The following is a 12,943-nucleotide window of genomic DNA, read 5'->3' on the forward strand; positions in this document are numbered from 1 at the left end:
TCTTGTTTTGTTCAGTTTCCTCTCCCTTTGGGAGAGGAAGACTCATTATTAATCATTTACCCGCGTATCATCAACCCAACTCTTCTGTTCCATTAACGCTTGATCCATTGCCTGGCCATCTTCGTCCATTATTTGTTCTAACACCGTGCCGGTTTCGGGATCTTTAGCAGTCACCTTCACCATTCCTTCTAAATCATAGGCGAGCGTAATTTCAACCGGATAATTTTTTCTAGGCTCTTCTATTCCAAATATGAAATATCCCAAGCTTTTTTCTTGGTCATTGGCGGCCTTTTGCTGCACTACTTCAATCACCATTCTGAATTGGTCATCACGGGTGGTATAAAAAGTGGTACTTTCAGCTGCGGGTACTGGCATGTTCTTTTTGACCAAAACTTGTACCATTGGCTCACCTGTTTCTCGGTTTCTGGCACGAACTCCAAGCTCGTAAGCACTGATCCTTTGTAAATTATTGGCAGTTGAATTTGCATTACGCTGCTCAGCGATTAACGCCGCGCCATAAGCCACCGCCTGATGGGGTTGTTTACAAACAATATCTTCTCTGGGCTTTCCGCAAGCTACGGCTATTTTGTCTGTAACCAGCGGCAACAAAGATGAACCGCCAGTTAATAACACTTTATCAATCATCATCCAGTCAAGTCCGGCAGAATCTAAACAGCGCTCACTGACTCTAATCGTTTCATCAATCAGGTCGTTTATCATAGTTTCAAACTGCAACCGGGTGATCACAAAATCGAGGGTTTTTCCGCCGAGTAATAGAGTTTTTCTCACTTGGTTACGACCGGGTTTTGCTAGTGCCAATTTAGTATCAGTAGCAAAACGTCGTAGCTGGCTCGCTGTAACCGGATCAAGCATCGGATCTTGATTATGTATCCGCTGATACTCCTGAGCCACTTGCGCCATAATTAGCTCATCAACACCCTTTCCCCCTATTTCATTGGTGCCTTCGGTGGCCAATGCATAAAGGCCATCGTCTGATGATTGTAAGACGGTGGCATCAAACGTACCGCCGCCTAAATCATAAACAAATAAGGTCTGCTCACCTGATTTATCGGCAAAACCATAATAGGTAGCTGCAGCAATGGGCTCTTCAATTAATGTCGGCGATGGCAAACCAGCAAGTATGGCAGAATGTTTAGTCGCTTTACGCTGTGCATCGTTAAAATTGGCTGGTACAGAAATGACTACACCGTTTACTTCTTCATGTAAAAATGCCTCTACATCACGCATCAGCTTTTTTAGAATCAGTGCTGATAAACTTGGTGGCAGCCAGTGATTGTTTTTGTGGTCAGTATATAAGGGCTCGTTTTTACCCAACCCCAACTTGACAAACCTTGCTTGGGTTAACGCCGGTTCATCTTCTAATAATTCTTCAAGTGCTTGACCGACCAAACAGCCTTCTTCACCGATATGAATGACCGATGGCGTACGAAACTCATTAGCATCATGATAATCAGGAAACAGGGCCGGAACGCCTTGTGCATTCACGTAAGCGACGAGAGAAAATGTAGTGCCAAGGTCAATGCCGAGATATTGCATAGAATTAAAGTCTTTTTGTTATTTTGTTGATAGTTACATCTATTAAATATAGACGGTCATGGCCCAAATATTAACAGAGAAATTTGATAAACTTTACTTTAAATATTTGACTATTTCTGAGCCATTTAATAATGATTGTATTATGCTTTTAAGAAAGTTTCAGCCCCTCTTTATACTTGAGGTTATGTGTTCACCGTTATGTCAAATTAATCATTTGGTTGCCGATGGACATTGCCCACCCTACCGGGTTTATTATCACCTAAAATGTAAAAAAATTGCGGCCCGCTTCGCGGGTTAAATTCCTGCAGATAGGTAGAAATGTTAAAATCCTTTAGTTTCAAAACCACCTCCCCCAGCCCCTCCAAAGGAGGGTAGCAAAACCACACAAAGGGTAACGCTTCTCGCTGGTCAGCGGCCCTGGACCAAACGAAAGCCGTGACTGTTGTAACGTTGAGTTGCCAAATACCAGCTACGGTTAGCTGAACGCAGGTAGAACGGTTTTTGGCGCCAAGAGCCGCCGCGCATCACACGCGGTGAACAGTCACCACTAGTCCATGCGCTGCCATTGCTTGGCGCGCCATTGTAACTACCATGCCAGCAATCTTGTGTCCATTCCCACACATTGCCGTGCATATCATAAAGACCAAAGGCGTTGGCTGAAAAGGATTTGACGGGGGCTGTTTTTGAACCATCCCACTGACTACCACAACCATCACAATTAGCACGACCTGAGCCAATGCTATTACCCCAGCTGTATTGAGTGCTGCTACCAGCCCTTGCCGCATATTCCCATTCTGCTTCGGTCGGCAGTCGATAAGTATTGCCCGTCACTTTATTCAGCCAAGGGATAAATTGCTGGGTGATGTCGTTGTAAGAGACATTGATTACGGGGCGGATGCCTCTGCCCCAACCTTCATCATCTGGTTTGTATGAGCATCCTTTGGCTGCCACGCACGCATCCCACTGGGCAAAGGTCACTTCAGTCTCGCTCATTTTAAAGGCGTTGATACTGACCGTGTGGACGGGCTTTTCGTCACTTTCACAGCCTTGTCCTGAAACGCAGCCCATTTGAAAACTACCTGCAGGAATACTAACCATTTTGATGTGTTTAGCGGCTGCGGCAATACGCTCTTTCTCATCGGCTCGAGCTCGCTCTATTTGAGCAACTTGAGCTTCTGCATTGCTGTATGCGCTTTGCCACTCACTTTTGGCCTGCTGCCAGTTTTGTTTGGCTTTAACCAATTCGCCTGCTCGTTGATTTGATTTTGCATTGTTTTCACTTGTATTCGCTTGAGTAACGTAATTTGAATCATTTAAATCATACTCGCCTTTTCTTTGTTGCCAGGTTTGTTTCGCTCTTAAAGCTGCCTCTTCAGCTTTCAATAAGGTTTCTGCGGCATTAAACTCATCCCATAAGGTTTTGTAGCCGTCTCTGACCTGGGTCATGGTGGTGGTCGCTTGTTTGATACTTTCTTGGCTATCTTGTCTAAGCAAGCTTTCACCCATGCTCAGCTTCCCCTCTAGTTCGGTAATACTACTGCCTTCAAACAAATAATCATCGGTTAGTTGTTGCCAGCTTTGTAAGTACTTTAGATTGCTATCGTTATTACGCTCGGCATCGCGTACTTCACTTTTTAAATTGCGCTGGCCATTGTCTAGTCGTTTCTTATAGGTCTTAATTTCGCCCTGTAGCTTGGCCACTTCGGCTTTTTGTTTGGCGACTAGTTCTTTATCAATGGGTTTTAAGGCTTCAATAACGTTATCTAAACTTCCTGTACTGATTAAGCCGCCAATACCTAAAATGGCGATGAGTATCACCGCTGGAATGCCGAGCTTTGCAAAGTTAAACGAAGGTAAACTCGTGCCCTTTTTATTTATTGCTGCACTCATTGCCTCAGCATCAGCATACCGCTCATCAGGCTTTGGCTCTAAGGTCTGGTCAATGGCTGCGGCAAAACCTTTGGTTAAATCTTTACGTAATTCTTTTAAGGGTTTAATGCGTCCTGCGGGTACTTCTCCTGTCATTAGCTCGTAAATCAGTACCCCAAGCGCATAAATATCCGCCCTGTTATCCACTTTACTGGTGCCTTTTAGTTGTTCTGGCGCCATGTAATAAGCTGTGCCCATTGCCATGCCGGTTTGAGTACGCTGGCTATTGGACATAATTCTGGCGATACCAAAATCCATTATTTTATACTCGCCCTCTTCGGTCACCCAAATATTTTCGGGCTTTAAATCGCGATGAACGGTGTGCTTATGGGCATAACTCAAAGCTTCTAACAATGGCATGAGCAGCGCTTTGGCCTCTTCTTCGTCAAACTCTTGTCTGGAAAGCTTTCGCGTGTCCATCAGACTGCGCAAGTCTTGACCTTCTAACAACTCCATCGTTAAAAATAAATAATCGCCGTCTTGCTGAACGTCAAACACGTTAACAATGCCTGGGTGGGAAAGCTTGGCTGAGATTCTAGCTTCATCCATAAAACGAGAACGAGCTCGCTCGTTTTTAACCAATGTAGGTAGCAATACTTTAATCGCAATATCTTCTTGTTTGCTTTGGTCAAAAGCATGGTAAACCGCGCCCATGCCGCCAGCGCCAATTTGGTCCTTTATTTCGTAGCGACCGGCTAAGGTAGTTCCGGCCTTTAATTCAATGCCAACTGATTCTGCAGGACCTGCGCCGGGTAAATCTGCAATTTTGGTCTCGGTTAAAGGTGAGCTGGCAGACTTTTGTTTGGCATTGAGTAAAGTGTAAGCCTGCTCAATGGATTGTTTCATCTGCTCAAACTTTTGCTTCAGTGCGTCAGTGGGCGCAGCAGTTATTTTATCTTCAACCATTTGTAACTTGGCTTGGTAGGCTTTAGTTATATCATCGGCTGACTCACTGCCGGTTAAACCAAGGAGTTTCAATGCTTGTTGATTATCCATAAAAATTTCCGTTTATTCTTGTTAGTTTAAAACCTAATAACTTCTGCATTAACTTTAGTGTAGTCAGGCATCACTTGTCCAACGGTTGCGCCTATATAAGTGGGATCAGCTGACTGTATTTTGCCGTTACGCTCAACGCCTGTTGACACATGCCCCGGGTAATTTAGTCCGACAATATTCTCATTTAATAAGTGCTTTGCCAACCAGGCAAATAAAACCGCTCTATCCTCACAATCACTCGCTTGATAATGCAGCGTTTCTTCTATCATTAAGTAGTTTTCTTTACCAAATTGCTGCTCGTCTATGGCGTAAGGAAAGGCTTGATGGATTATAGCGAGTAATTGATTAAGTTTTTGAGTGCTATCACCTAACAGTTTTTGCTTTATTTTTCTTAAACCAACCTTGGTAATTTCATCGATTGGTGCTTTAAAATAGTGAACGAGATCTAGTTGCGGGTAATCGACAAAATACTTTATCCGTTGATAATCATAAGGCAGTGATAATTGATACTTACGTTCATTAATACGAAAATCAATCACTCTATTTTTGATAGTTGGTTTGGTTTTCACGCTTTTATCAAAGCTTAAATCAACTTTTAATCCTGCTGCATTGTAATCACCTTGATAACTCGTTATTTTGCCAGTGGTATTTTTTTTACCTTGTGTAGAAAATAAATAATAACGTTCACCATCAAAATTGTAATAGCTTACACCGTAAACTTTTTGAGCTGACGGCATCAGTAAAACTAATGAATTCTCATTAAAAGCAACACGCGCCTTGAAACCTGCTTTATTAAGAAGAAACCAGCTTAGTGCCAATGCATCATTTTTTGTTTTGGTGGCCTTTTCCGCAAATTCGCCCACTAACTTCCAAAATGCCCAGTCAGAGAGTTGCAGCTTTGATTTGTATTGGTTTAACGTACCTATCAATTGAGCTGACTTGCGCTGTGCGCTATCTTGCCAATATTGCGTTAAGCCGTTTTGGTTACTTGATTTTAAAATTGGCGCACTTAGTATGGGGAGTTCTAGTTTATTGCCAAAGAAAACGATTGAAACAAGATCGCCTTTCAGTCCTTTAATGGGTCTGTTTGGCGTTAACGTTTCGCTTATTAGTGAGCCAGCTAAATCAGGAGCAACCTTATCAATTGTATTGCTTTTATTTGACTCAGAAACACTAGGAACCTCTGTAGGTTTGGGCCTAGCATCACGAACCAATGGCGCCATTGCCTCAAACTCCTGCCAGTTTTGCTTTAGCATTTTTAAAAACTCTTGGTCGCGTTGCGCTAAAAACTGATTAAAGCTCTCTTGCTGACTGTTCGCAAAGTTATCAAATTCCTCTCGGAAGTTTTGTTGCTTTTCAGTGGGCTCTTGTGAAAAAGCATGAAAAGAAAAAACCACAAAAAAAACACCCATTAATAGTAAGTTTTGTTTCATCGTTTATAGCGCTCGATTTTATTAATTCACAAAGCATTAGATGGACAAGTTGAAATTTAAAACAACAAAAAAGGCGTTTCCTCATCCGTTGCATCTTAATAAACTACTGTGTTTGTTCCATTTTATTTACTACTAATTATCACCTAGAATGTAAAAAAATCGCGGCCGGCTTTGCGGGTTAAACCCTTGCTAACCAGTCGAAATTATAAAATCTTCAAACACCAAAACCACCTCCCCCAACTCCTCCTGATGATGCCTACACGGATGTAGGTAAGTAGAGTAACTAAGGAGCAGTTACCGAGAGAGTGGCAAAAGCACACAAAGGGTAACGCTTCCCTTTGGTCAGTGGCCCTGGACCAAACGAAAGCCGTAGCCGCTAAAGAAGTAACGTGAAGACGCCGCACTCCCGCCACGGTCAGCCGAACGCAAGTTGTTCGGTTTGACAGAAAATTGCTCCTGCATTCATTACATCCTTGTAAAATTGCTCCAGGAACCGCCATGCAACACGCGGTTTCACATTCAGGCTGATACCCGATTGCCCAAAGGCAAACCTATTTAAAAAATTTTCCGCCTGTCGGCTGAATATAGCCTAAACCACTAAACGTGACTATTAATACTTTAGCTTCTCAATACAAAAGGGAAAAACCCTTCGCTAACGCTACGGGAAAAGTCGCTTCGCTCTAAAAGGAAAAAGAGAAGCGCTCCTGCGTCGCTAGTCCTGGGCTAAACGAAAGCCGAAGTTGTAGAACCGGTACAGGCGGTCGCTTTTGTAGCGGTAGGCAGCACGAAGGGACCTAGTACCGTCGCGCCAGGAGCCACCACGGAGCACGCGCCCTGAACAGTCACCACTAGTCCATGCCCGACCATGGCTTGGCGCGCCATGGTAACTATCATTCCAGCAATCTTGTGTCCATTCGTAAACATTGCCGTGCATATCATAAAGACCAAAGGCGTTCGCTGAAAAGGATTTGACGGGGGCTGTTTTTGAATTATCCCACTGACTACCACAACCATCACAATTAGCACGACCTGAGCCAATGCTATTACCCCAGCTGTATTGAGTGCTGCTACCAGCCCTTGCCGCATATTCCCATTCTGCTTCGGTCGGCAATCGATAAGTATTGCCGGTCACTTTATTTAGCCAAGGGATAAATTGCTGGGTGATGTCGTTATAACTAACCCTCATCACTGGGCGGCTGCCTCTGCCCCAGCCTCTATCACTTGGTTTATGGCTGCAGCCACCCGCGCTCACGCACGCATCCCACTGGGCAAAGGTCACTTCCGTCTCGCTCATTTTAAAGGCGTTGATACTGACCGTGTGGACGGGTTTTTCGTTACTTCGACAGCCTTGTCCTGAAACGCAGCCCATTTGGAAACTACCTGCGGGAATACTGACCATTTTGATGCGTTTTGCGGCTTCTATTGCCTTTTTTTGGAGTACTTTTTCTGCTGCAATGCGTTGTCGTTTCTTTTCGGCGGCGATGCGTTGTCGTTTCTTCTCGGCGGCGATGCGTTGTCGTTTCTTCTCGGCGGCAATACGCTCTTTCTCATTGGCTCGAGCTCGCTCTATTTGAGCAACTTGAGCTTCTGCATTGCTGTATGCGCTTTGCCAGTCACTTTTGGCCTGCTGCCAGTTTTGTTTGGCTTTAACCAATTCGCCTGCTCGTTGATTTGATTTTGCATTGTTTGCACTTGTATTCGCTTGAGTAACGTAATTTGAATCATTTAAATCATACTCGCCTTTTCTTTGTTGCCAGGTTTGTTTGGCTCTTAAAGCTGCCTCTTCAGCTTTCAATAAGGTTTCTGCGGCATTAAACTCATCCCATAAGGTTTTGTAGCCGTCTCTGACCTGGGTCATGGTGGTGGTCGCTTGTTTGATACTTTCCTGGCTATCTTGTCTAAGCAAGCTTTCACCCATGCTCAGCTTACCCTCTAGTTCGGTAATACTACTGCCTTCAAACAAATAATCATCGGTCAGTTGTTGCCAGCTTTGTAAGTACTTTAGATTGCTATCGTTATTACGCTCGGCATCGCGTACTTCACTTTTTAAATTGCGCTGGCCATTGTCCAGCCGTTTCTTATAGGTCTTAATTTCGCCTTGCAGTTTGGCCACTTCGGCTTTTTGTTTGGCGACTAGTTCTTTATCAATGGGTTTTAAGGCTTCAATAACGTTATCTAAACTTCCTGTACTGATTAAGCCGCCAATACCTAAAATGGCGATGAGTATCACCGCTGGAATGCCGAACTTGGCAAAGTTAAACGAAGGTAAACTCGTGCCTTTTTTACCTGAAATAATCGCCTCGCTAAATACATTAATATCCTCAAAGCGATTTTCCGGTCTTGGTGCTAATCCTTTATGAATCGCATTGGCCATACTTTTTGGTATATCTTTGCGGTGGTTTTGTACCGGTTCAATCATGCCCGCCGGCACTTCGCCACTCAGTAACTCATAAGCTAAAACCGCTAGCGCGTATTGGTCTGCCCGACCGTCAATATTCGCCTGGCCTTTGAGCTGCTCAGGTGCCATATAATATGCGGTTCCCATGGCTGCGCCTGTCTGGGTGCGATGACTGGTGGATTGAACTCTAGCAATACCAAAGTCCATAATCTTGTATTCACCCTGCTCACTCAGCCAGATGTTTTCAGGTTTAATGTCACGATGCACCGTGTGCTTATGCGCATTAGCAAGACCTGCACACACTTCTCGAATAATTTCTTGTACTTCATCCACTGCAAACGGCTGACGTGCTAGCTTTCTATTTTCCATGACTTGACGAAGGTCTTGCCCTTCTAATAATTCCATGGTCAAAAAATAATAGTCACCATCATTTTGCACATCAAACACATTGACAATATTGGGGTGACTGAGCTGCTGCGATATGCGCGCTTCATCCATAAATCGCTCACGCGCCCCTTCATTTTTAAGTAAGGTTGGCAATAAGACTTTAAGGGCGATATCTTTTTGGGTATTACTATCAAAAGCACGATAAACCGCGCCCATACCGCCTGAGCCAATTTGCTCTTTAATTTGGTAACGGCCAGCAAGAGTGGAACCTTCTGATAAGTTGACTGAAGTATTTGACTCACCAGAACCAACGCCTGGTAGGTCGGCCATTTTTGTTTGGGTAAGCGGCGATGAACTGGATGTTTGCGCTGCAGGCTGATTTAATAAATCATATGCCTGTTTAAGTGATAATTTCATTTGCTCAAACTTGGCTTTAAGTGAATCTGTTGGCGCTGAGCTAAGCTTTTCTTCCACCATTGCCAACTTGGTTTGATAAGCTTTTGTTATTTCATTGGCTGGTTCTGAACCACTTAAACCTAGTAGTTTTGTTGCTTGTTGATTATTCATTCAGCTGCATACCTGTTATTAATTATTTTAGATTTTTTGAAATAGCTATGATTAACAGAAAACTTAAACAGAGACACGTTTGAGTTGTTGTGTCCCTTCCCTTTCCAAGTTGTCACACTGACGCTTTAATGAACTAATCTCTAGGTCGATCATTTGAAGTTCTTTAATTTGTTGATCAATTTGAGTTAAACGCCTAGCGGCCTGTTGTTTTTGCTGACTCACTGCCTGCTCTTGGCTTGCTTGGGTATTACGATTCAATTCATCCAGTTTTTTAAGGATTGCTTTCTTTTCGCCGTCTAAATGATCAGAGACTTTTGCCTGTTTATCTCTTTGTAGTTCACTGAGTAATCGTTTTATTTCACTGGTTAGCCCTTCTTTAACTCGGTCAAGCTCTTTGGCGAAACGTTCAGCATCTTCTTTGGGCCATACGATATATGAATAGACTATAGCGCCAATAAAAATTAGCGGTGCGATTAACATTATCATTGAGCGAAAATCGACGCCCCAGACAGCTTTGAAAAGCCCACCGATTACCATCGCCATCATTGATATACCCATAATAGCTTTTCGACCATCACTTAAACGCGCCATAAAACCGCGTTTGGGCATTTCGCCTCGATATCGAACGCTGACGCTGAGTTGTTCTTTCAAGCCTGACCAAAGTGCATGCTCATCTGGCGAATTGATTTCAATAATTTGAGGCTGAGCGGTTAACTCTTTGGCCTGCTTTTCAATAAGTTGCCGTTGTTTAGCGAGATCTTTATTAAGGTCCGACAGTTCAGACTTGAGTTGCCGCTTTAATAAGACTTTCAATTGATTTTTTAACTCATCTAAAAAGCTGTCTTTTACGCTCAGTTTTATACTCGCGTGACCAGGCTCCTGATTAAGGTCACTGACACTGAGTCTGTCAACAAACTGTTTAAGCTGGCTGCTGAGTTCTGCTTCGGGTAAGAGGGATTTTTTGCCCTGCTCTTGAAATTTTTTATTGAGCTTTGCCATTTTGTCAGTGATATTGCTTCGAACATCATCCCACTGATGACGTTCAATACCGCCTGATTTAATTTCAGTTTCGGCAGCTTGTGATTTACGCTGCTCTCTTTTTTGTCGACCTTGTAATAGTCTTAATTCTTGTTGACTGCGCTCGGCTACCGCTTCACTGGCGTGAATAACTCTGCGAGCCTGCAGATGTAGAAAGAGTGCCTGGCGCGCTTTATCATCAATGTCTTGCAACATAGAAGGAATTCTCGCATCGACATGAGTGGTCAGTAGTTGTGGTTTCAGTTGAACCGTTGGCGCGTTATGCTTTTGCCACCAGCCTATTTCTGGCAAGCCAGTATCTTCTTCTAATTCATCAATGATTAACAAAGGCCAAAAACCGTCCATGTTTTCACTGACTTCTAAAATTGCTTTTTGGTCATTGTCGCTCAGCTCATAATGTAGTGGCGCAGCAACAACGAGTAAATTGGCTTTTGTGATGACGCGATTGAGTAATCCGGGGTTCTTGAGCACCATATCGGGGCTTTCGGGCATATAAACTTTTAACCCTTGTAAACCCTTTGCGCTATTAACACCTAAACGAATAGGATCAACCCAGTCTTGCCCGTCGTTAGGGCTTAATACATCTGACTTTTGCAGCGCTTCCATAAACGGATCTAAACGGTCAAACTCCTGACGTTCACCGTTTGCTCGCTCTAAAGTGTAACCGCGTTCTCTCAGGCTAATTTCAACTAGACCCAGTTGTTTGACAACATTCACTGATAGTACAGAGAAGTCTTTACCATACAGCCAAGCAAGGACTGCAGTCCTTGCTTCGGTAGTTAACCCCATTAAAACCATCGAAAATGGTGAGCTGTCGATATCTCGTTCAATTTGCTGAAAATGCTCGGCTAGCGGGGTTTCTGCTTGACCTTTTTCTAATTGCTCGCAAACAGATAGTCCTTGTTGGGAAACATTGAATATATTTTGTTTAAATTGATTGGTCATTCTTTAACACCGCTTCTTTTCTTATTTTTTAGGGTCATCATGCTGCTTGATGTTGATGTCTAACTTGGCATCTAATCAATATCTCTACTTGGATGAGTTTAAATCATTTGATAAGCCTTCTGTTTCAATAATAGAAGGACAAATAACAAAACTAAACAGCTCTATTTGTCATCTAATAAACATTATTTAAAATCCTGATCTTTTTGAGGCAGGAAGCCATCGATAGAGTGTCGGTATAGAAACCCCTAAATCGTGCGCTACATCTTTCGGCGGGATGCCGTCTGCCAACAATCGTTTGGCGGCTTCTATTTTAGAATCAGTCATGGTGCGCTTACGCCCACCAACTCGGCCTCGTTTACGAGCAGCATCCAATCCTGCATGAGTACGCTCTATCAGGAGCTCTCGTTCCATTTGTGCTAGGCTGGCCATCACATCAAAAAAGAAACGACCGGCAGGTATTGAAGTATCAATGTTGTCGATTAGGCTTTTAAAGTGCACGCCGCGATTTTCAAGTTCTCCTACCATAGTCACCAAGTCTTTAATACTACGACCTAACCGATCTAGCTTCCAAACTACTAGGCTATCACCCTCACGCAGAACCTCTAATGCCAAGTTTAATCCTTCGCGGGTAGTTTTGGTGCCACTGACTTTATCTTCATAGATTTTGTCGCAAGCGATCTGGTTAAGTGCTTCATACTGCAAACTGAGATCTTGGTCTTTAGAGGAGACTCTCGCATAGCCGACTTGCATGACTGTTCCTTTCTTAAGGTATCTGACGACTCCAAATCTACAGCAAGCTGCTGGAATTTTTATTATCGCGACATTATTAAAACCCTCGTTATAGTAAGCAATTGAGAATAGAATTTCAAGAATGGTTTTTAATAACACATAATGCCTGTTAAATCGCGAATTCGATTATGGCTAACGACCTTTTCAAAAACATTGGTTATTGATAATTCAATGCAAAAAACAAATCATCCAACTCAGTGACAAGAGTGTAATCCCCCCAATAATCCGCAGTAACCAAAAGTGGAAAATTCCGATACACTTACATAAAGGAGTTTTCTATGAAGCCCCTTGCATAAGTAGTATTTTTGGGTATTCATTAATACAAGGAAGTAAAAATGAGTCAATCACAAAAACAAATTTCATGTGGTTAGTTCGAACTAAAATTCGTGCTTTACACTATTCCTATCAAACAGAAAAAACTTATGTTCAATGGATTAAGCGGTTTATCCATTTTGTAACCTCAAACAACTGAAAGATATGGGAGCTGAGGAAGTTACAAATTTCCTGACTCATAAAGTGACACCATTCTATCACTCATTGAATTTCAAGAAACTTTTAAAGTACTCAGGATTTCCGCTAAATTACGGCTCGTACATAAGAACCCAATTATCTAACGTTACTTAAAACAATCCCTTTCAGGCGATTTGATCACTGTATGCTTTTAATTTAAATGGCATCTATTGTCTGTGGTATATTTTCTTGAAATGCACGGATACCCTATCAAACAATAACCGATTAATTCGCTAGAGAGAGTTATATTCTATTCTTAATCTTTTACGCTTTTAGCTACTTTGTCTTGTATTTTTTGTGTCCATAATATTAATCAAAGTCAGTATCTTATTGTCGAAAAAAATTAAGTAGCCTCGTAGTTTTAACCCTTTATAGAATTGGGTGTTAAGATTCT

Annotated in this window: 7 protein-coding genes; 1 reads left to right on the top strand and 6 read right to left on the bottom strand. The window is 42.7% G+C overall.

Annotation, left to right across the window (positions count from 1 at the left end):
- Positions 1-48: 48 nt before the first annotated feature.
- The 6 genes from ACUR5C_RS08310 to ACUR5C_RS08335 form a co-directional block, all read right to left on the bottom strand.
- On the bottom strand, positions 49-1,557 hold the full coding sequence (locus tag ACUR5C_RS08310) for an Hsp70 family protein (RefSeq protein ID WP_454464649.1): 1,509 nt from the start codon (positions 1,555-1,557) through the stop codon (positions 49-51).
- Between the two features lie 408 nt (positions 1,558-1,965).
- Positions 1,966-4,482: an SUMF1/EgtB/PvdO family nonheme iron enzyme gene (locus ACUR5C_RS08315; RefSeq protein ID WP_454464650.1), complete on the bottom strand. Its 2,517-nt coding sequence runs from the start codon at positions 4,480-4,482 to the stop codon at positions 1,966-1,968.
- A 26-nt stretch (positions 4,483-4,508) separates the two neighbouring features.
- Positions 4,509-5,915: a hypothetical protein gene (locus ACUR5C_RS08320; protein WP_454464651.1), complete on the bottom strand. Its 1,407-nt coding sequence runs from the start codon at positions 5,913-5,915 to the stop codon at positions 4,509-4,511.
- A gap of 712 nt (positions 5,916-6,627) precedes the next feature.
- On the bottom strand, positions 6,628-9,267 hold the full coding sequence (locus ACUR5C_RS08325) for an SUMF1/EgtB/PvdO family nonheme iron enzyme (protein WP_454464652.1): 2,640 nt from the start codon (positions 9,265-9,267) through the stop codon (positions 6,628-6,630).
- A gap of 63 nt (positions 9,268-9,330) precedes the next feature.
- Positions 9,331-11,250: a hypothetical protein gene (locus ACUR5C_RS08330; protein ID WP_454464653.1), complete on the bottom strand. Its 1,920-nt coding sequence runs from the start codon at positions 11,248-11,250 to the stop codon at positions 9,331-9,333.
- Positions 11,251-11,436: 186 nt separating this feature from the next.
- Positions 11,437-12,000 carry a recombinase family protein gene (locus tag ACUR5C_RS08335; RefSeq protein WP_454464654.1) on the bottom strand — a complete coding sequence of 188 codons (564 nt, stop codon included), beginning with the start codon at positions 11,998-12,000 and terminating at the stop codon, positions 11,437-11,439.
- Between the two features lie 400 nt (positions 12,001-12,400).
- Between ACUR5C_RS08335 and ACUR5C_RS08340 the strand changes: the two genes are divergently transcribed.
- Positions 12,401-12,511, top strand: a complete 111-nt coding sequence (locus tag ACUR5C_RS08340) for a phage integrase N-terminal SAM-like domain-containing protein (RefSeq protein ID WP_454464655.1) — start codon at positions 12,401-12,403, stop codon at positions 12,509-12,511.
- Positions 12,512-12,943: the final 432 nt, after the last annotated feature.

The organism is Aliikangiella aequoris, from assembly GCF_053709105.1.

Excerpts from the sequence above, each read along its gene's own strand:
- ACUR5C_RS08310 (WP_454464649.1), bottom strand. The coding sequence starts at position 1,557 with ATGCAATATCTCGGCATTGACCTTGGCACTACATTTTCTCTCGTCGCT.
- ACUR5C_RS08315 (WP_454464650.1), bottom strand. The coding sequence starts at position 4,482 with ATGGATAATCAACAAGCATTGAAACTCCTTGGTTTAACCGGCAGTGAG.
- ACUR5C_RS08320 (WP_454464651.1), bottom strand. The coding sequence starts at position 5,915 with ATGAAACAAAACTTACTATTAATGGGTGTTTTTTTTGTGGTTTTTTCT.
- ACUR5C_RS08325 (WP_454464652.1), bottom strand. The coding sequence starts at position 9,267 with ATGAATAATCAACAAGCAACAAAACTACTAGGTTTAAGTGGTTCAGAA.
- ACUR5C_RS08330 (WP_454464653.1), bottom strand. The coding sequence starts at position 11,250 with ATGACCAATCAATTTAAACAAAATATATTCAATGTTTCCCAACAAGGA.
- ACUR5C_RS08335 (WP_454464654.1), bottom strand. The coding sequence starts at position 12,000 with ATGCAAGTCGGCTATGCGAGAGTCTCCTCTAAAGACCAAGATCTCAGT.
- ACUR5C_RS08340 (WP_454464655.1), top strand. The coding sequence starts at position 12,401 with ATGTGGTTAGTTCGAACTAAAATTCGTGCTTTACACTATTCCTATCAA.